A 20091-nucleotide genomic window follows, 5' to 3' on the forward strand; every position below is an offset into this window, starting at 1 on the left:
GAATGCACGGCCTCAAAGCACACCCCCTTCCCGAGGCTGTCCCGAAGATGTTGATCCTGCGCGGCGCTCCTGCCCTTTCTGCCTTTCGCCACAGCAAACTCCTTGAGCAACTGAGCCAGAAGGTTCCGGCTGTCAGTGGCTTGTATGCTGAATTCGCTCACTTCGCCGAAGTCACCGGCGTCCTGACCGGCGACGAACAGCAGGTGCTTGCGCGCCTTCTGAAGTACGGCCCAAGTGTTCCGGTACAAGAGCCGACCGGCCGTCTGTTCCTGGTCCTGCCGCGTTTCGGCACCATCTCGCCCTGGTCGAGCAAGGCCAGCGACATCGCCCGTAACTGTGGCCTGGCGAAGATCCAGCGCCTGGAACGTGGTATCGCTTTCTACGTCGCCGGTGAGTTCAGCGACGCTGACGCGCAGTTGATCGCCGAAGCGCTGCACGATCGCATGACTCAGATCGTCGTGGGTAACCTGGAGCAGGCTGCCGGCTTGTTCAGCCACGCCGAACCCAAGCCGCTGACGGCCATCGACATTCTCGGCGGTGGTCGCGCCGCGTTGGAAAAAGCCAACAGCGAACTGGGCCTGGCCCTGGCCGAAGACGAAATCGATTACCTGATGAACGCCTTCCAGGGCCTCAAGCGTAATCCCCACGACATCGAACTGATGATGTTCGCCCAGGCCAACTCCGAGCACTGTCGCCACAAGATTTTCAACGCCAGTTGGGACATCGACGGCCAGAGCCAGGAAAAAAGCCTGTTCGGCATGATCAAGAACACCTATCAGATGCACAGCGAAGGTGTGCTTTCTGCTTATAAGGACAACGCGGCGGTCATCGTCGGTTCGGTTGCCGGGCGTTTCTACCCGAACCCTGAAACCCGCCAGTACGGCGCGGTGCAGGAGCCGGTGCACATCCTGATGAAGGTCGAGACCCACAACCACCCGACTGCCATTGCTCCATTCCCTGGCGCCTCCACCGGTTCCGGCGGCGAAATCCGTGACGAAGGTGCTACCGGTCGCGGCGCCAAGCCGAAAGCCGGCCTCACCGGTTTTACCGTGTCCAACCTGCAGATCCCGGGCTTCGAGCAGCCGTGGGAAGTGCCGTATGGCAAGCCAGAGCGCATCGTCACCGCCCTCGACATCATGATCGAAGGCCCACTGGGCGGCGCTGCGTTCAACAACGAATTCGGCCGTCCGGCCCTGACCGGTTATTTCCGTACCTTCGAGCAATCCATTACCACGCCTCGTGGCGATGAAGTTCGTGGTTACCACAAGCCGATCATGCTGGCAGGCGGCATGGGCAATATCCGTGACGAACACGTGCAGAAAGGCGAGATCACCGTCGGCTCCAAGCTGATCGTCCTCGGCGGCCCGGCCATGCTCATCGGCCTGGGCGGCGGCGCGGCATCCTCCATGGCCACCGGCACCAGCTCGGCGGACCTGGATTTTGCTTCGGTACAACGTGAAAACCCGGAAATGGAACGCCGTTGCCAGGAAGTCATCGACCGTTGCTGGCAACTGGGGGACAACAACCCCATCAGCTTCATCCACGACGTGGGTGCCGGCGGCCTGTCCAACGCCTTCCCGGAACTGGTCAACGACGGCGGCCGTGGCGGTCGCTTCGAACTGCGCAACATTCCCAACGACGAACCGGGCATGGCCCCGCACGAAATCTGGTCCAACGAATCCCAGGAGCGTTATGTCCTGGCGGTGGGCGCGGCAGACTTCGAGCGCTTCAAGGCCATCTGCGAGCGCGAGCGCTGCCCATTCGCGGTGGTCGGCGAAGCCACTGCCGAGCCACAGCTGACCGTGACCGACAGCCACTTCGGCAACAGCCCGGTGGACATGCCGCTGGAAGTGCTGCTGGGCAAGGCCCCGCGCATGCACCGTTCGGCGGTTCGGGAAACCGAGTTGGGTGATGATTTCGATCCAAGCACCCTGGATATCGCCGAGAGCATCGAGCGCGTCCTGCACCACCCGGCCGTGGCCAGCAAGAGCTTCCTGATCACCATCGGTGACCGCACCATCACCGGCCTCGTGGCTCGCGACCAGATGGTCGGCCCGTGGCAGGTGCCGGTGGCCGACGTGGCCGTGACCGCCACCAGCTTCGACGTCTACACCGGTGAAGCCATGGCCATGGGCGAGCGCACTCCGCTGGCCCTGCTGGATGCCCCGGCGTCCGGCCGCATGGCCATCGGCGAGACCCTGACCAACATCGCAGCGTCGCGGATCAACAAGATCAGCGACATCAAGCTCTCCGCCAACTGGATGTCGGCTGCCGGCCACCCGGGCGAAGATGCGCGTCTGTACGACACCGTCAAGGCGGTGGGCATGGAGCTGTGCCCAGAGTTGGGCATCACCATCCCGGTGGGCAAGGACTCGATGTCCATGGCCACCCGCTGGAACGAAGAGGGCGTGGACAAGAGCGTCACCTCGCCGCTGTCGCTGATCGTCACTGGCTTCGCACCAGTCGCGGACATTCGTCAGACCCTGACCCCGCAACTGCGCATGGACAAGGGCACCACCGACCTGATCCTGATCGACCTCGGTCGCGGTCAGAACCGCATGGGCGCCTCGATCCTGGCCCAGACCCACGGCAAGCTCGGCAAGCAAGCGCCGGACGTCGATGACGCCGAAGACCTGAAAGCCTTCTTCGCAGTGATCCAGGGCCTCAACGCCGACGGTCACCTGCTGGCCTACCACGACCGTTCCGATGGCGGTCTGCTGGTCACTGCCGTGGAAATGGCCTTCGCCGGTCACTGCGGCCTGAACCTGAGCCTCGACGCTGTCGCGGAAAACGCTGCGGAAATCCCCGCCATCCTGTTCAACGAAGAACTGGGTGCGGTTATCCAGGTGCGTCAGGACGCCACTCCTGACGTGCTGGCCCAGTTCAGCGCTGCCGGCCTGGGCGACTGCGTGGCCGTGATCGGCCAGCCGATCAACAACGGTGAAGTGAGCATCTCCTACAACGGCGAAAGCGTATTCACCGGCCAGCGTCGTCTGCTGCAGCGTCAGTGGGCAGAAACCAGCTACCAGATCCAGCGCCTGCGGGACAACGCCGAGTGCGCCGAGCAGGAATTCGACGTCCTGCTGGAAGAAGACAACCCGGGCCTGAGCGTCAAGCTGGGCTTCGACGTCAACCAGGACATCGCCGCGCCTTACATCAAGAAAGGCGTGCGTCCCCAGGTGGCGGTGCTGCGTGAGCAGGGCGTCAACGGCCAGGTGGAAATGGCTGCGGCTTTCGACCGCGCCGGCTTCAACGCTATCGACGTGCACATGAGCGATATCCTCGCCGGTCGTGTCGATCTCAACGACTTCAAGGGCATGGTTGCCTGCGGCGGCTTCTCCTACGGCGACGTACTGGGTGCCGGTGAAGGCTGGGCCAAGTCGGCGCTGTTCAACAGCCGCGCGCGGGATGCCTTCCAGGGCTTCTTCGAACGTACCGACAGCTTCACCCTGGGTGTGTGCAACGGTTGCCAGATGATGTCCAACCTGCACGAGCTGATCCCGGGCAGCGAGTTCTGGCCGCACTTCGTGCGCAACCGCTCCGAGCAGTTCGAAGCCCGGGTGGCCATGGTCCAGGTCCAGGAGTCGAACTCGATCTTCCTCCAGGGCATGGCCGGTTCGCGGATGCCGATTGCCATCGCCCACGGTGAAGGTCATGCGGAGTTCGAAAGCGAAGAGGCGCTGCTGGAAGCCGATCTGTCCGGTTGCGTGGCCCTGCGCTTCGTCGACAACCATGGCAAGGTCACCGAGCGTTACCCGGCCAACCCGAACGGCTCGCCGCGCGGGATCACCGGCCTCACCAGCCGCGACGGTCGCGTCACCATCATGATGCCGCACCCTGAGCGGGTGTTCCGTGCCGTGCAGAACTCCTGGCGTCCGGATGACTGGAACGAAGACGCGGCGTGGATGCGCATGTTCCGCAACGCTCGCGCCTGGGTGAACTGAGACTGATGTACAAGCTCAGCTTCTTCGTCCCTCCCAGCCATGTGGAGTTGGTCAAGAGTGCCGTGTTTGCCGCCGGTGGCGGACGTATCGGCGCCTATGACCAGTGCGCCTGGCAGGTGCTCGGCCAGGGCCAGTTTCGCCCGTTGGACGGCAGCCAGCCGTTTCTCGGACAGACCGGGCAGGTGGAGCGAGTGGAGGAATGGAAAGTCGAGCTGGTGGTGGCCGATGAACTGATTGCTGATGCAGTGGCGGCCCTCAAGCAGAGCCATCCCTACGAGACGCCGGCCTATGAAGTCTGGCGTCTGGAAGCGTTCTGAGGTTATCCACCGATAAAAAGCCCGCTGCACCGGAGACGGTCAGCGGGCTTTTTTGTGGGCCTTTTCAGGCAGGCCGGCACCTATAGGAACGGTGTAGGTGCCGGCTTGCCGGCGAAGACGGCTTCAGGCGCTCGCCTCCACCTTCTCGTGCAGCAGCGTTTGCAGAGCGGCCTGCAATCCTTCGGCCTTCTCGCCAATCAGCACGTGCCAGACATCCCCCTCCAGGCGCCGCGTACCCTGGCAGCCCAGGGCATTGAGCGCCGACTCCGACAGGCTGCGGCTGTCACTGAGTTGCACCCGCAACCGGGTCAGGGCCACGCAATCCATCTGCAACAGATTTTCCCGACCACCCAGAGCACTGAGCCACTGCTGGGCTTCCTGGTTGGAAATGTCGATCTGCTGTGCGGCTTTTACAGGCGTCGGCGTCACCCTGACAGTGGCCGAGGTTGGCAGCGCCAGGCGGATCTGGTCGGCAATGCTGTCGGCCATCGGTCCCACCACCACCTGCAAACTGCCGCCCTTGCCGGGGCGTACCACAGCCATGGCGCCCAAGGTTTTCAGTTCGGCGTCCACAGCGAGGCTGCGATCCGCCAGTTCCAGGCGCAGGCGCGTGGTGCAAGCGCCGACAGTGATCAGGTTGCTCGCACCGCCCAGGGCCTTGATGTAGGCCGCGGCACGCTGATCGGCGTTGAGTTCGGACTTCTCGCCGGAGGGGCTGTCTTCGCGTCCCGGTGTCTTCAGGTTGAAGCGGCGGATGCAGAAGTCGAACACCAGGTAGTACACCACTGCATACAGCAGCCCCACCGGAAACACCTTCCAGCCATTGGTGGAGCGGCCCCAGCCCAGGGCCATGTCGATGGCGCCACCGGAGAAGGTGAAGCCCAGGTGGATGTTCAGCAGATTGGTCAGGGCCATGGCCACGCCCGTCAGCAGTGCATGCACCAGATACAACAGGGGCGCGAGGAACATGAAGGCGAATTCGATGGGCTCGGTGACCCCGGTCAGAAAGGAGGTCAGGGCCATGGACAGGAAGATCCCGCCCATCACCTTGCGCCGCTCCGGCCGGGTGTTGCGGTACATCGCCAGGCAGGCGGCGGGCAGGCCGAACAGCATCACCGGGAACATCCCGGTCATGAACTGGCCGCCTTTGGGGTCGCCGGCGAAATAGCGGGTCAGGTCGCCAGTGACCACCGCGCCGGTGCTCGGGTCGGTGAAACTGCCAAAGATGAACCAGGCCATGTTGTTGAGGATGTGGTGCAGGCCGGTGACGATCAGCAGGCGATTGAACACACCGAAGACGAAGGCGCCGAAGCTGCCGCTCTCCAGCAGCAATTGGCCAAAGCTGTTGATGCCGTGCTGGATTGGCGGCCAGATCAGACCGAACGCCACCCCCAGGCCCACGGCGGTAAAGCCGGTGGCGATGGGCACGAAGCGCCGACCGCCGAAGAACGCCAGGTACTCCGGCAGTTTGATGTCCTTGAAGCGGTTGTACAGCGCGCCGGCCATCAGCCCGCTGATGATCCCGGCGAGCATGCCCATGTTGATGCTGGCGTCCAGCACCTTGAGGGTCGAGATCATGACCAGGTAGCCAATGGCCCCGGCGAGTCCGGCGGTGCCGTTGTTGTCCTTGGCAAAGCCCACGGCGATGCCGATGGCGAAGATCAGCGCCAGGTTGCCGAAGATCGACTGTCCGGCATCGTGGATGATGGGAATGTTCAGCAGATCGGTGTCACCTAGGCGCAGCAGCAGGCCGGCAATCGGCAGGATGGCAATGGGTAGCATCAGCGCCCGGCCGAGGCGTTGCAGGCCCTCGATGAAATACTGGTACATGGCGTCTCTCCTGGAATTCTTGTTATGAGTGCAGAGGCCAAAGCCGTTCGCAGGCCTGACGGACTGCGGTGGCGCCGGGCAGGTTGAGCAGCGGTTGGCTGAGGTGGCGGCATTGGCCGGCGTCCAGTTGGCGAACCCGGTCCTTGATCTCGCCGACCTGAGGCGGGCTGACCGACAGCTCGCTGACCCCCAGGCCAATCAGGACGGGGGTGGCCAGCGGATCGGAAGCCAGTGCACCGCAAACCCCGACCCAGCGTCCGTGGCGCTTGGCGCCGGCACAGGTCTGAGCGATCAGCCGCAGCAGGGCGGGGTGCAGGGCATCGACCCGGGCTGCCAGGCCAGCGTGGTCGCGGTCCATGGCCAGGGTGTACTGGGACAGGTCATTGGTGCCGATGGACAGGAAGTCGGCGTGTTCCGCCAGTTGCTCGGCCATCAGCGCGGCAGCCGGTACTTCGATCATCACCCCCAACTCCGGGCGCTGGCTCAGTCCCAGCTCCACCGCGAGCCGATCCAGGCGCTGACGGATATGCAGCAGTTCGGCCACTTCGGTGACCATTGGCAGCATGATCCGGCAGCGCTGCACTGGGCGAACCTGGAGCAGCGCCCGCAGTTGCTGGTCCAGCAGTTCCGGGCGGGCCTGAGCCAGGCGGATGCCCCTCAGGCCCAGCACCGGGTTGGCTTCCACTGGCAGAGGCAGGTAGTCCAGTTGCTTGTCGCCGCCAACATCGATGGTGCGGATGATCACCGGCTTGTCGCCCATGGCATCCAGCACCGCTTGATAGGCCTGTAGCTGCTCGGCTTCATCTGGAGCGGTCAGGCGATCGACGAACAGGAACTCGGTGCGCAGCAGGCCGACGCCATCGGCGCCCCCCTGGTGGGCGTCCCTGGCTTCATTGCTGGAAGCCACGTTGGCTGCCACCTCGATCTGCTGGCCGTCCTGGGTCAGGGCGGACTCATGGGCTTTTTGCTGTTGCAGTGCACGGCGCTGGCGTAGGGTTTCACCAGCCTGTTGCACCTGTGCGATGCGCTGCGGGCCGGGTGCCAGTTCCAGGCGCCCGCCGTCGGCATCCAGCACCACCTGGTGGTCGCCGTCCAGGCCCAGCACTTCCGGACCCATGGCCACCAGACAGGGCAGGCCTTTGCCGCGGGCGAGGATCGCCACATGGGAGGTGGCGCCGCCGGCGGCCATGCACAGCCCGGCTACGCCCTGGGCGCTGAGTTGCAGCAGGTCGGAGGGGGTCAACTCCTCGGCGGCGACGATCGCTCCGGGTGGCAGGTCGTAGTGCCAGTCTTCGCCCAGCAAGGCCCGCAGCACGCGTTGCTGCAGGTCTCGCAGGTCGTTGGCGCGTTCGGCCAGCAGTGCACTGCCCAGTTGCTGCAGGATCTGGCATTGCTCGGCAATCGCCGCGCTCCAGGCGTGGGTGGCTGCGCGGCCCCGGGCAATGGCGGCTTCGGCGGCGTCCAGCAAGGTCGGGTCTTCGAGCAGGGCCAGGTGGGCGCTGAAGATGTCCTGTTCCTGCTGGTCGCGGCGTTGCCGGGCCTGCTCCAGGGTGTGGCGGATTTCTCCGCGCACCTGCTCCAGGGCAGCACTCAATGCTTGCCGTTGGGGCCCGGGCGGATGCTGGTCATGATCCTCTGCCAGGACCATGGCGTTGAGCCGCACCAATGGCCCGCACACCAGGCCCGGCGCGGCGCAGACGCCCGGCAGCACGCCCTCTTCCACGGGGCGTTGGGCGACCGGTGCCGGTGCCGGGGTTTCGCCATGGGCATCTGCGGCCATGGCGGTACCGAGGGTCAGCAGCATCGCCTGCAAGGCGTCCTGGCAATCGGCGCCCTGGCAATTGACCAGCACTTCATCCTGTTCACCGATACCCAGGCTCATCAGGGCGATCAGGCTGGTGCAGGGGGCGCTCTTGTCCTTGAAGGTCAGTTGCGAATGGCTGTTGAAACCCAGGGCGGTCTGGCGCACCAGGGCGGCTGGGCGGGCATGCAGGCCGCCGCGATGGGCCACTTTGATCCGGGCGCTGGCCTGCTGCTCGGATGGCTCTTGCGCCAGCGGCTGAGGGCCAGCGTTGGCGCGTCGGCTGATGTGCAGCAAGGGCTCGCCCACCTTGACCGCGGACAGGGGCAGGGGGCGCAGGTCGAAGCTCTCGCCGTTGGTCAGGATCAACAGGCTGATCAGGCTTCGGCAATGCTGCGCCACATAGTCCAGGTCAACCCGCAGCAGGGGCTGGCCGGCGCAGACCTGCTGGCCTTGCTCCACCAGCAGGGCAAACCCTTCACCTTGCAGTTCGACCGTGTCCAGGCCCAGGTGCAGCAGCAGTTCGACACCATTGGCTGCCCGCAGGGTCACGGCGTGCCCGGTGCGCGCCACTTGGATCACTTCACCGGCGCAAGGGGCGTGCAGGGTGTCGTTGAGCGGGTCGATGGCAATCCCGTCACCCATGGCGCCACTGGCGAATACCGGGTCGGGGACGCTGTGTAGCGGCAGGACAGGCCCGCTGAGGGGGGCACTGAGCGTCAGGTCGTTATTGTTGTTGTGCATGGCGCAGTACTCATCGATCAAAAGGGCTTAGTGCGTGCGGGTCACTTTGCTCAGGTGACGCGGCTGGTCGGGGTCCATGCTGCGGGCCTCGGCCAGGCCGGCGGCCATCACATAGAAACTCTGGATCGCCAGGATCGGGTCCAGCGCCGGGTGTTCCGCGCGGCTCAGGGTCAGGTCCCGTTCGCCGATGTCATCCGGTGCCGCCAGCAGCACCTTGGCGCCGCGCTGGCGCATGTCGGCTGCGAGACTCAGCAAACCGCCCTGTTCCGCGCCCCGGGGGGCAAACACCAGCAACGGGTAGTTGTGGTCGATCAGGGCCATCGGGCCGTGGCGCACTTCGGCGCTGCTGAAGGCTTCGGCCTGGATCGCCGAGGTCTCCTTGAGCTTGAGCGCGGCTTCCTGGGCGATGGCGAAGCCGGCACCGCGGCCGATGACCATCAGCCGCTGGCAATCGCGCAGGGCGTTGACCGCCAGGTCCCAGTCCTGGGTCGCGGCCTGCTGCAAGCCTTCGGGCAGCGCCAGGCCGGCTTCCAGCAGATGGCTGTCCTCGTTCCAGTGACCGATCAGGCGGGCGCTGGCGCTGAGGGTGGCAATGAAGCTCTTGGTAGCGGCCACGCTCTGTTCGGCACCGGCGTACAGCGGCAGGGAGAATTCGCTGGCGGCCTCCAGAGGGCTGTTTTGCGCATTGACCATGGCCACGCTCAGGGCACCGCGCTTGCGCAGCAGGCGCACGCTGTTCACCAGGTCCGGGCTCTGGCCCGATTGCGAGAAGGCGAACACCGCCTGGCCGCTGACCCGCAGGGGGGCCTGTTGCATGGTCACCACGGACATCGGCAATGAGGCCACCGGGATGCCCACCTGTTGCATGGTCAGGTAGGCGAAGTAGCTGGCGGCATGGTCGGAACTGCCCCGGGCCACGGTCATGGCCACTTGTGGCGGCTGGCGACGCAGGCGGCCGGCGACTTCGAGCAGCGACGCATCCAGGTGCTGCAGTTGACTGCTTACGGCAGCGTGCGAGGACAGGGCCTCTTCAAGCATTTTTGAAGTCAATGTCTTCTCCTTCGACCATGACGGCGGTCAGTGTGAGTGCGCGGTCCAGGCGCACGCTGTCGGCCCAGCTGCCAGGTTGCAGACGGCCGCGTTCAGGGATGCCGAGGTAGTCGGCGGGAAATTGCGACAGGCGTTGGGAAGCGTCCGCCAGGGGCAGGCCGATCTTCACCAGATTGCGCAGGGCCTGGTCCATGGTCAGGGTGCTGCCGGCCAGGGTGCCGTCCGGCAGGCGCACGCCGCCCAGGCACTTGGTCACGGTGTGGCTGCCCAGCTTGTACTCACCGTCGGGCATGCCGGCGGCCGCGGTGGAGTCGGTGACGCAATACAGGCAGGGGATCGAGCGCAGGGCCACGCGCATGGCGCCGGGGTGCACGTGCAGCAGGTCGGGGATCAGCTCGGCGTACTGGGCGTGGGCCAGGGCCGCACCGACGATGCCGGGTTCGCGGTGATGCAGCGGGCTCATGGCGTTGTACAGGTGAGTGAAGCTGGTGGCGCCGGCGGCGAGGGCGGCCACGCCTTCTTCGTAGCTGCCCAGGGTGTGGCCGATCTGCATGCGCACGCCACGCGCGCTGAGAGCACGGATCAGGGCGTCGTGGCCGGCGATTTCCGGGGCAATGGTGATCACCCGGATGGGCGCCAGTTGCAGGTACTTCTCCACTTCCGCCATGAGCGCGGTGTGGGCGAAGTTGGGTTGTGCACCGAGCTTGCCGGGATTGATGTACGGGCCTTCCAGGTGCACACCGAGGACCCGGGCGCAGCCCTGGGGGCGCTGCTCGGCGTAGGTTCCAAGCTCAGCCAGAACCTGGCTGATTTCTTCGCTGGGGGCGGTCATGGTGGTGGCCAGCAGCGAGGTGGTGCCGAAACGCACATGGGTACGGGTGATGGTCTCGAAGGCTGTGCGGCCTTGCATGACGTCCTTGCCGCCACCGCCGTGGACGTGCAGGTCGATGAAGCCCGGTAGCAGGTAGGGCAGGTCGTTGTCCGCCGGGTCGCAGGGGCTGCCTTCGATGGCGACGACTTTGCCGTGCTCATGGATCAGGCGGCCACGGACCCAGCCTTGGGGCGTGAGGATGTTGTCTTCGGACATGGGCGTTTCTCTGGCTCCAGGGGGCGGATTCAGCGTCGCAGTTCGGCGACGAAGTCGTAGTAGTCGTTGCGGCAATAGGTGTCGGTGACTTCGATCGGCGTGTTGTCTTCCAGGTAGCCGACCCGGGTCATCAGCAGCATCGCGGTGCCGGGGGCGATGCCCACCAGGGCGGCGAATTCGTCTGACGCGTTGATCGCCTGGATGTGCTGCAGGGCCCGGACCACGGGACGGCCGATGCTGTCGAGGTACTCGTAGAGCGAATCGCCGACGGCCTCGGGCTGGGCAATGATGCTGGCCGGCAAGGTACTCATCTCGATCGCCATGACCGCATCGTCGGCTTTGCGCAGGCGCTTGAGGCGCGCCACCTTGTCGTTGGGCGACAGGCCGAGGCGGATCAGCTCTTCGTGGGTCGGCGGGGTCAGTGTGCGTTCCAGCCATTGCGAGCCGGGGACGAAACCTTTGAGGCGCAGCATTTCGCTGAACCCGGAAAGGCGCGACAGGGGTTGTTCCAGGCGTGGAGTGATAAAGGTGCCCGAGCCCTGGCTGCGACGAATCAGGCCTCGTTCGAAGAGGACTTCCAGGGCCTTGCGCGCAGTCACCCGGGAGATGCCCAGCAGTTCGCTGAGGTTGCGTTCCGAAGGCAGCGCCTGCTCGGCTTTCCATTGGCCGGAGTGAATCGCCGCTTCCAGGTTGCGAGCCAGTTGCAGGTACAGCGGGGTCGGCTGAGTGTCGTCGGGACGCAGGGTCAGGAGGTGATTCATCTGTAGGTTTTCCGATGCGGTTATGAGGTTGTTGTCGCCCGGTAATGCCGAAAAACTAATACCACTTAAATACCATGTCAACGCCACCTATCAGGTGGAGGTGCAGTAGATCGGGCGCTTTCGGGGTGCTTAGGAGGATAAAGGATTGAAGTGGTATTAGGCAGGTCTGGCCGCGAAGGCTATAGCTCGAGGTGGCGACCCGGGGCGGGTCGCCAAGTGGTATGCGCGCCGGGGGAGGGCGGCGGGGAGGAAAATATTTTTTGTGCTGGAGGGATTAAGGGCGAATTTCGATCAGGGTGCCGTCTTTGACCAGACTCCAGACTTCGCGCATGTCGACATTGCGCATGGCGATGCAGCCGTCGGTCCAGTCCAGGGTGTGGAAGTACTGCTCGGGAAACTCTTCGGTGTCTGGAGTGCCATGGATCATGATCATGCCGCCGGGATTGACCCCTTCGCGACGCGAGCGGGCGGCATCGGTGATGTTCGGGTAGGAGATGTGCATGGCCAGGTTGTAGCGGTCGCTGGTCTTGCGCCAGTCGAGCCAGTAGAGGCCTTCGGGGGTACGTTTATCGCCTTCCATGAGCTTGGGCCCCTTGGGCTTCTTGCCCAGGGAAATCCGATAGGTTTTCAGTGGCTTGCCGCCATTGATCAACTGCAGTTGATGGGCGGACTTGAGCACCAGGACCTTTTCGATGACCTTGCCGTCCAGGGTTTCCACCGTGGAGGCCTGAGACAGAGTGACGACGGAACAGCACAGCAGGGCAAGCAACCAGCGCATTGACACGATATCCCCAGGCGCGCACAGAGTCCGTGCACGTTTTTATTGTTTAACTGATGGCAGGCTGAGAGAGCGGCGGAATGGATTCGGAGCGCACGGCAAATGCCTGTGCCCGCCGGTCAGCGAAGAAGCATTCTAAGGTACGACCGACGGTGCGGAAAGCCAGCTCGGACCAAGGGATATCGGCTTCGTCGAACAGCTGCACCTCCAGGCTCTCGGGACCGGCGGCGAAGTCCAGGTCGGCCAGTTCGGCGCGAAAGAACACATGCACCTGGCTGATGTGCGGCACGTCGATCAAGGTGTAGAGGTTCAGGTTGCGTACCCGGGCACAGGCTTCCTCGTAGGTTTCGCGGATGGCCGCCTGTTCCACGGTCTCGCCGTTCTCCATGAAACCCGCCGGCAGGGTCCAGTAGCCCAGGCGCGGTTCGATGGCGCGACGGCAGAGCAATACCTTGCCCTCCCAGGTGGCCAGGCAGCCAGCGACGATGTTGGGGTTCTGGTAGTGGATGGTCTGGCAGTGATCGCAGACGAAGCGCAGGCGCGAGTCGCCTTCGGGAATGCGCTGGATCACCGGGTTGCCGCACTGGCTGCAAAATTTCATGTGGGGTATCCGAAAAGGCTGGGGCTATCTTGGCGCGCCGCCCGATTGTCGGCAAGTTGTCGTTAAGCGACATGCCCGAGAGCAGGGGTTGGGCCACCGATTGGATTGGTGCATGATGCACGGTAGCCAACAGATCGAGATGCCTCATGCTGGACGAGCTACTTCATCGGGTAAGCCATTACACGCCAAGAACGCTGGAGACCGACCGACGTTTTCCCGAGGCTGCGGTGCTGGTGCCCATCACCCGCAGCGATGAACCGGAGCTGGTGCTGACCCTGCGCGCCAGCGGGCTTTCGACCCATGGTGGTGAAGTGGCCTTCCCCGGTGGCCGGCGCGATCCGGAAGACCCGGACCTGATCTTCACCGCGCTACGGGAGGCCGAAGAAGAGATCGGCCTGCCGCCGGGACTGGTGGAAGTCATCGGCCCCTTGAGCCCACTGATTTCCCTGCACGGGATCAAGGTCACACCCTACGTCGGGGTGATTCCCGACTATGTCGAATACCAGGCCAATGATGCCGAGATCGCTGCCGTTTTCAGCGTCCCTCTGGAGTTCTTTCGCCAGGACCCCCGTGAACACACCCACCGCATCGACTATCAGGGCCGCAGTTGGTACGTCCCAAGCTACCGCTTCGGCGAGTACAAGATCTGGGGTCTGACCGCGATCATGGTGGTCGAACTGGTCAACCTGTTGTACGACGCCAAGATCAGCCTGCATCACCCGCCGAAAACCTTTATCGACACCTGAAGCCATGGCTTGGCATGGCATAAACCCGCGGCTGCCTGAACCATAAGGACAACAAGATGAAATACCGCCTGGGCGACGCCCGAGTCGACACCCATCCACAGAGCTGGGTGGCCCCGAACGCCACCTTGGTGGGTAAGGTCAAGCTGGAAGAGGGGGCCAGTGTGTGGTTCAACGCCGTGCTGCGTGGCGACAACGAACTGATCCTGATCGGCAAGCACAGCAACGTCCAGGACGGTGCCGTGATGCACACCGACATGGGCTTTCCACTGACCCTGGGCACCGGCGTGACCATCGGCCATAACGCCATGCTGCATGGCTGCACCGTGGGCGATTACAGCCTGATTGGTATCAACGCGGTCATTCTCAATGGCGCAAAGATCGGCAAGAACTGCATCATCGGCGCCAATTCGTTGATCGGCGAAGGCAAGGAAATACCTGACGGTTCGCTGGTCATGGGCTCGCCGGGCAAAGTGGTTCGCGAACTGACCGAGGCACAGAAGAAAATGCTCGAAGCCAGCGCCGCCCACTACGTTCATAATGCTCAACGTTATGCCCGAGACCTGGTTGAGCAAGAACAATGACCGCCCCTGAAAGACCCGTCGCCTCGCCTTGCGTGAGCATCTGTGCCCTGGATGAGCAGGACATCTGCACCGGCTGTCAGCGCACGGTGGATGAAATCACCCGCTGGAGTCGCATGGACAACAGCGAGCGCCGCGCAGTCCTGGCCCTGTGCCATGAGCGAGCCAAATCCAGTGGCTTGCTGTGGATGATCGGCTCCAGCTCGGCGAGCTGATCCGCCCGTTCGCCGGCAAGCCAGCTCCCGCAGGCGATGCTTAGGAGCCAGCTTGCCGGCGCAAGGGTTTCTTGGCCCAACCCCGGGCCTGCAGTAACCTGTGCTCCTTCCCGATAGGTACCCTTGGCCCCCATGCTTTTCCTGATCGCCTATATCAGCAGCGTCGTGCTGATCAATTACGCCTTTTCCGTCGCGCCGCAACTGGATATCGTCTGGTCGGCCTGGGGCGGGCTGGTGTTTGTCCTGAGGGACATGGTGCAGACTCGCTTCGGCCATGGCGCCATCGTCGCCATGCTGGCAGCCCTGGTGTTGTCCTATGTCACCTCCGACCCGACCATTGCTCTGGCCAGTGCCACGGCATTCGCCGTCTCGGAATGCATCGACTGGCTGGTGTTCAGCATCACCAAGCGGTCCCTGCATGATCGCCTGTGGATCAGTTCGGCCCTGAGCATTCCCCTGGATACCTTCATCTTCTACGGCATGATCGATGCGCTGACCCCCGGGGTCGTGCTGACCGCCCTGGGGTCGAAGTTCGCCGGGGTCACCGTGGTCTGGCTGGCGATGGCCTGGCGTTTGCGCAAAGCGGCGTGCGCCGGCTGAGCCAAAGGCTGCGGTTCATGTAAAATGCCGCGCTCTTTCCCCATGGGTCGCCCGCCTGGCGCTCGGCCCTCGATGATCCGCTCCTTTGAGGACCTTCAGATGACTCGTATCGGAACTCCATTGTCGCCAACCGCGACCCGCGTCTTGCTTTGTGGCTGTGGTGAGTTGGGCAAGGAAGTGGTGATCGAGCTGCAACGCCTGGGTGTCGAGGTGATTGCCGTGGACCGCTACGCCAATGCGCCGGCGATGCAGGTGGCCCATCGCAGCCACGTGATCAACATGCTCGACGGTGCGGCCCTGCGGGCGGTGATCGAGGCTGAGAAGCCGCACTTCATCGTTCCGGAAATCGAAGCCATCGCTACCGCGACCCTGGTGGAACTGGAAGCTGAAGGCTTCACCGTAATCCCCACCGCCCGGGCCACTTCGCTGACCATGAACCGTGAAGGCATTCGTCGTCTGGCGGCTGAGGAGCTGGACCTGCCGACCTCGCCTTACCATTTCGCCGATACCTTCGAAGACTATTCCAAGGCGGTGCAAGACCTGGGTTTCCCTTGCGTGGTCAAGCCGGTGATGAGCTCCTCGGGCAAGGGCCAGAGCCTGCTGCGCAGTGTCGATGACGTACAGAAAGCCTGGGACTACGCTCAGGAAGGCGGGCGTGCCGGCAAGGGCCGGGTGATCATCGAGGGCTTCATCGATTTTGACTACGAGATCACCCTGCTGACCGTGCGCCACGTAGGCGGCACCACTTTCTGTGCGCCGGTCGGTCATCGTCAGGAAAAGGGCGACTACCAGGAATCCTGGCAGCCTCAGGCCATGAGCCCCAAAGCCCTGGCCGAATCCGAGCGTGTGGCCAAGGCAGTGACCGAAGCCCTGGGCGGCCGCGGCCTGTTCGGCGTGGAGCTGTTCATCAAGGGCGATCAGGTATGGTTCAGCGAAGTGTCGCCGCGTCCCCATGACACCGGCCTGGTGACCCTGATTTCCCAGGATCTGTCGCAGTTCGCCCTGCATGCGCGGGCGATCCTCGGCTTGCCGATTCCGCTGATCCGTCAGTTCGGTCCATCGGCTTCGGCAGTGATTCTGGTAGAAGGCAAATCCACCCAGACCGCGTTCGCCAACCTCGGCGTCGCCCTGAGCGAGCCGGACACTGCGCTGCGCCTGTTCGGCAAGCCTGAGGTCAACGGCCAGCGCCGCATGGGCGTGGCTCTGGCTCGTGATGAGTCGATCGAGGCCGCCCGGGCCAAGGCGACCCGCGCTGCGCAAGCGGTAGTGGTCGAACTCTGAGAAACATCGCGAGCAAGCTGGCTTCCACAAGGTTTGCATTGAACCTGTAGGAGCGAGCTTGCTCGCGAAGCGGTCGCTCAGACGACCCGATTCAGATCGTTATTGCGCGTTTCCTTCAAGCACAGCACCGCGATCAAGCTCAGGATCGCCGCCCCCGACACATACCCGCCTACCCAGCTCAACCCACCCATCGCCACCAGCTTCTGGGCGAAGAAGGGTGCGGCCGAAGCACCGACAATGCCCCCCAGGTTGTAAGCCGCCGATGCGCCGGTATAGCGCACATGGGTCGGAAACAGTTCCGGCAGCAGCGCGCCCATCGGGGCGAAGGTCACCCCCATCAGAAACAGCTCAATGCACAGAAACAGCGCCACACCGGCGGTGGAGCCCTGAGTCAGCAAGGGTTCCATGGTGAAGCCGGAGAGAATAGCCAGCACGGCACCGACAATCAGCACGGGCTTGCGCCCGAAACGGTCGCTGGCCCAGGCCGACAGGGGCGTGGCCGCGGCCATGAACAGCACTGCGAAACACAGCAGGCCGAGGAAGGTTTCCCGGCTGTAGCCCAGGGTCGCGACGCCGTAGCTCAGGGAAAATACCGTGGAAATGTAAAACAGCGCGTAGCACACCACCATCGACGCGGCGCCCAGCAGCACTGGCAGCCAGTACTGGCTGAAGAGTTCCACCAGTGGCATTTTCACCCGTTCCTGGCGTGCCACGGCGTTGGCGAATACTGGGGTTTCGTGCAGCTTCAGGCGCACATACAGGCCCACCATCACCAGCGCCGCGCTGAGCAGAAACGGAATGCGCCAGCCCCAGGAGCGGAACTGTTCGTCATCCAGGCCCATGGCCAGGGCCAGGAACAGGCCGTTGGCGGCGAGAAAACCGATGGAGGGGCCCAGTTGCGGGAACATGCCGAACCAGGCGCGCTTGCCTTGCGGGGCGTTTTCCGTGGCCAGCAGTGCTGCGCCACCCCATTCGCCTCCCAGCCCCAGCCCTTGGCCGAAGCGCAATACGCAAAGCAGGATCGGCGCCCAGGCTCCGATGCTGGCATAGCCCGGCAGCACGCCGATCAGGGTGGTGCACACCCCCATCAGCAGCAGGGAGGCGACCAGGGTCGATTTGCGTCCGATACGGTCGCCAAAGTGGCCGAACAGTGCCGAGCCCAGGGGGCGGGCGAGGAAGGCAATGCCAAAGGTCAGAAAGGCCGAGAGCATCTGGGCGGTGCCGGACGTCTGGGGGAAGAATACCGGCCCGATCACCAGCGCAGCGGCGGTGGCGTAGACGTAGAAGTCGTAGAACTCGATGGCGGTGCCGATAAAGCTGGCGGTGGCCACCCGGGTGGTGGAATTGCTCGGTTGAACGGGCGCGCAGGCGCTGTAGGCGGTGTTGGTCGTCATGCGGATATCCCTGACAGTCTGTGCTCCAGTGGAGCGAATTATTATGGTCGAGCACCCAGGGATGTGGGTTTGGCGCGGTCGTCACTCGGGATGGGAGTGGCGTCGAACAGTGGCGGGTGATGCATGCAGGATCGTTCTCGGTGCGGGTAGCACGCGGATCTGCGGGGCTTGGGTAAGCAGCGCGATTATAGAAAGGCTGCTAACGATCCAACAAGGGCTGTGGTCGTTGGTGGTCTTGCGTGACTGCGCCAGGCCCCGAAACTCCCGTTGCAGAGGTTCAAGGCGCAGGCATCAGCATCGAGTCAGGTCCGGGCGGGAACGCTGCTGGTGTGCCAGAGCAGTACGCGGCTGACACGGTTTTCCTCGGTTTCGAGGATTTCCAGGCGGTAGCGGCCGATCTTCAGGCACACGGCGCTGTCGGGAATGGTTTCCAGGGCTTCGGTGACCAGGCCGTTGAGTGTCTTGGGGCCGTCGCTGGGCAGGTGCCAGCCTAGGCTCTTGTTCAGTTCACGGATCGATGCCGCGCCCTCCACCACATAACGGCCATCGGCCTGTGGGTGGATATGGGGGTTGTCCAGGCTGTGCTCGTTTTCGAACTCGCCGACGATTTCTTCGAGGATGTCTTCCAGGGTGACGATGCCCAGCACTTCGCCGTATTCGTCCACCACCATGCCCAGGCGCCGCTGCTGCTTGTGGAAATTGAGCAGCTGTAACTGCAACGGGGTGCTTTCGGGGACGAAGTAGGGTTCGTGGCAGGCGGCCAGCAGGGTTTCCTTGGTCAGGCTGGCGTCCGGCAGCAGGTGGCGGATCTGGCGGGTATTAAGGACAGCCTCCACCTGGTTGATATCGCTGTGGAACACCGGTAGGCGCGTGCGTTTGTTCAGGCGCAGTTGGGCGATGATCTCGTCGATGGAGTCGTCCAGGTTGATGCCGTCCACTTCGCTGCGAGGCACCAGGATGTCATTGACCGTGATCTTGTCCAGGGCGTGGATGCCGGACAGGGCGTGGTGTTCCTGGGGCGCGGGCTCATCGTCCAGCCGTGCCGGATCGTCTTCGCTGTGCTTGACCGCGCTGGCCTTGGCGGCGAACGGGCGCAACAGCAACTGGCCGATGGCCTGCAGCAGCCAGGCCAGGGGATAGACAAGCTTCATGGGGATGGCCAGCAGGCTGTTGCCAAAGCTCAGAGTGCTTTCCGGGTAGCGCAAAGCCAGGGTGCGGGGCAAGTACTCGGCCAGCACCAGCAAGCCGCTGGTGCTGATCAGGCAGGCCAGCCAGGGGCCGTTTTCCGCCCAGTAGAACAGCGCCAGCAAGGTGCTGATGATCACCGCCAGGACTCGGCACAGGGTGTTGCACAGGATCAGGCTTTCCTTGGGGAAGGCCAGCTGTGCCGTCGGTTTGTCGCCTGAGCGTGAGCCGTTGCGTTGGGTCAGCAGGTGCTGCTGGGCGGCATCGATGGCAGTGAACAGCCCCGACCAGACGATCAGTAGGGCGATTACCGCGAGCATGGGCCCGGAGGGCAAGGAGTCGGTCATGGCCGGTCGTCAGATGTGCAGGATGTATTCACGAACCAGCTTGCTGCCGAAGTACGCCAGCATCAGCAGGCAGAAGCCTGCCAGGGTCCAGCGAATCGCCTTGTGTCCGCGCCAGCCCAGGCGGTTGCGGCCCCACAGCAGCACGCTGAACACCACCCAGGCCAGGCAGGCCAGCAGGGTCTTGTGCACCAGGTGCTGGGCGAACAGGTTCTCGACGAACAGCCAGCCGGAGATCAGCGACAGCGACAGCAGGGTCCAACCGGCCCAGAGAAAACCGAATAGCAGGCTTTCCATGGTTTGCAGGGGCGGGAAGTTCCTGATCAGCCCGGAGGGGTGCTTGTTCTTCAACTGATGGTCCTGCACCAGTAGTAACAGGGACTGGAACACCGCAATGGTGAACATGCCGTAGGCCAGGATCGACAGCAGGATGTGGGCGAGAATTCCCGGTTCCTCATCGATCACCGGCACGGTTCCGGTAGGTACGAACTGCGCCAGTAGCGCAGTCAGGGCGCCGAGGGGGAACAGCAGCACCAGCAGGTTTTCCACGGGAATCCGCCAGCAGGCCAGCAAGGTCAGGGCGATGACCGCGGCAGCGATCAGGCTGGCGGCGCTGAAGAAGTCCAAGCCCAGGCCGGCCGGGGTCAGCAAATGGGTCAGCAGGCTGATGCCGTGGGCGAGCAGGGCCAGGATGCCCAGCATAACCAGCAGGCGCTTGTTTGCCTTGGCGCCTGTGGCCAGGCGAGAGCCTTGATAGAGGGTCGCAGCGGCATAAAGGACGGCGGCGGCGAGGGTGGGTAGCAAGCTGGGTGACAAGGGGAGCATAAATCCTGTT

The 20091-nt window shown here is 63.9% G+C and carries 17 protein-coding genes; 7 read left to right on the forward strand and 10 right to left on the reverse strand.

Annotation, left to right across the window (positions count from 1 at the left end):
- Positions 1 to 47 precede the first annotated feature (47 nt).
- Together purL and WIN67_RS05305 are read left to right on the forward strand one after the other, a co-directional pair.
- Positions 48 to 3944: a phosphoribosylformylglycinamidine synthase gene (gene purL / locus WIN67_RS05300; RefSeq protein WP_339070727.1), complete on the forward strand. Its 3897-nt coding sequence runs from the start codon at positions 48 to 50 to the stop codon at positions 3942 to 3944.
- A gap of 5 nt (positions 3945 to 3949) precedes the next feature.
- A complete protein-coding gene (locus WIN67_RS05305) occupies positions 3950 to 4261 on the forward strand; it encodes a YqfO family protein (RefSeq protein WP_016967836.1) in 312 nt (103 codons plus the stop codon).
- Positions 4262 to 4384: 123 nt separating this feature from the next.
- On the opposite strand, the gene nagE is transcribed toward WIN67_RS05305, so the two are convergent.
- The 7 genes from nagE to WIN67_RS05340 all read right to left on the reverse strand — a co-directional run bounded on the left by nagE (position 4385) and on the right by WIN67_RS05340 (position 12913).
- Entirely contained in the window at positions 4385 to 6091 is a 1707-nt protein-coding gene (gene nagE, locus WIN67_RS05310; RefSeq protein ID WP_339070728.1) for an N-acetylglucosamine-specific PTS transporter subunit IIBC, read from the reverse strand.
- Between the two features lie 22 nt (positions 6092 to 6113).
- Positions 6114 to 8636 (reverse strand): phosphoenolpyruvate--protein phosphotransferase, encoded by a 2523-nt coding sequence (ptsP, locus tag WIN67_RS05315; RefSeq protein WP_339070729.1) that lies wholly within the window; start codon positions 8634 to 8636, stop codon positions 6114 to 6116.
- Positions 8637 to 8663: 27 nt separating this feature from the next.
- A complete protein-coding gene (locus WIN67_RS05320; RefSeq protein ID WP_253083721.1) occupies positions 8664 to 9686 on the reverse strand; it encodes an SIS domain-containing protein in 1023 nt (340 codons plus the stop codon).
- Positions 9667 to 10773: an N-acetylglucosamine-6-phosphate deacetylase gene (gene nagA, locus WIN67_RS05325; RefSeq protein ID WP_110652316.1), complete on the reverse strand. Its 1107-nt coding sequence runs from the start codon at positions 10771 to 10773 to the stop codon at positions 9667 to 9669. The genes WIN67_RS05320 and nagA overlap by 20 nt, the downstream gene beginning before the upstream one ends.
- A gap of 29 nt (positions 10774 to 10802) precedes the next feature.
- Positions 10803 to 11534 (reverse strand): GntR family transcriptional regulator, encoded by a 732-nt coding sequence (locus WIN67_RS05330; protein WP_102861287.1) that lies wholly within the window; start codon positions 11532 to 11534, stop codon positions 10803 to 10805.
- A 274-nt stretch (positions 11535 to 11808) separates the two neighbouring features.
- A complete protein-coding gene (locus tag WIN67_RS05335) occupies positions 11809 to 12312 on the reverse strand; it encodes a L,D-transpeptidase family protein (protein WP_102861288.1) in 504 nt (167 codons plus the stop codon).
- A 49-nt stretch (positions 12313 to 12361) separates the two neighbouring features.
- Complete coding sequence (locus WIN67_RS05340; RefSeq protein ID WP_102878491.1) at positions 12362 to 12913, reverse strand: NUDIX hydrolase; 552 nt, start codon at positions 12911 to 12913, stop codon at positions 12362 to 12364.
- 146 nt (positions 12914 to 13059) lie between these two features.
- On the opposite strand from WIN67_RS05340, the gene WIN67_RS05345 reads away from it, so the two are divergent.
- The 5 genes from WIN67_RS05345 to purT all read left to right on the forward strand — a co-directional run bounded on the left by WIN67_RS05345 (position 13060) and on the right by purT (position 16333).
- Positions 13060 to 13659, forward strand: coding sequence for a CoA pyrophosphatase (locus tag WIN67_RS05345; protein WP_102878492.1), 600 nt, complete (start codon positions 13060 to 13062; stop codon positions 13657 to 13659).
- Positions 13660 to 13715: 56 nt separating this feature from the next.
- Entirely contained in the window at positions 13716 to 14240 is a 525-nt protein-coding gene (locus tag WIN67_RS05350) for a gamma carbonic anhydrase family protein (protein ID WP_102878493.1), read from the forward strand.
- The gene (locus tag WIN67_RS05355) at positions 14237 to 14452 is read left to right on the forward strand and encodes a DUF1289 domain-containing protein (RefSeq protein ID WP_102861292.1); all 216 of its coding nucleotides are present in this window, start codon (positions 14237 to 14239) and stop codon (positions 14450 to 14452) included. The genes WIN67_RS05350 and WIN67_RS05355 overlap by 4 nt, the downstream gene beginning before the upstream one ends.
- 132 nt (positions 14453 to 14584) lie before the next feature.
- Positions 14585 to 15052, forward strand: a complete 468-nt coding sequence (locus WIN67_RS05360; RefSeq protein WP_339070730.1) for a preQ0 transporter — start codon at positions 14585 to 14587, stop codon at positions 15050 to 15052.
- A gap of 99 nt (positions 15053 to 15151) precedes the next feature.
- Complete coding sequence (gene purT / locus WIN67_RS05365) at positions 15152 to 16333, forward strand: formate-dependent phosphoribosylglycinamide formyltransferase (protein WP_102878495.1); 1182 nt, start codon at positions 15152 to 15154, stop codon at positions 16331 to 16333.
- A gap of 77 nt (positions 16334 to 16410) precedes the next feature.
- Here purT and WIN67_RS05370 read toward each other — a convergent pair whose 3' ends face one another.
- The 3 genes from WIN67_RS05370 to WIN67_RS05380 form a co-directional block, all read right to left on the reverse strand.
- Positions 16411 to 17727: an MFS transporter gene (locus WIN67_RS05370; protein WP_265074221.1), complete on the reverse strand. Its 1317-nt coding sequence runs from the start codon at positions 17725 to 17727 to the stop codon at positions 16411 to 16413.
- 302 nt (positions 17728 to 18029) lie between these two features.
- Positions 18030 to 19259, reverse strand: coding sequence for an HlyC/CorC family transporter (locus tag WIN67_RS05375; RefSeq protein WP_123393639.1), 1230 nt, complete (start codon positions 19257 to 19259; stop codon positions 18030 to 18032).
- A gap of 9 nt (positions 19260 to 19268) precedes the next feature.
- Positions 19269 to 20081 carry a cytochrome C assembly family protein gene (locus WIN67_RS05380; protein WP_110596447.1) on the reverse strand — a complete coding sequence of 271 codons (813 nt, stop codon included), beginning with the start codon at positions 20079 to 20081 and terminating at the stop codon, positions 19269 to 19271.
- Between the last annotated feature and the right edge of the window lie 10 nt (positions 20082 to 20091).

This window comes from Pseudomonas idahonensis (assembly GCF_037903935.1).
GTDB lineage: Bacteria > Pseudomonadota > Gammaproteobacteria > Pseudomonadales > Pseudomonadaceae > Aquipseudomonas > Aquipseudomonas danubii.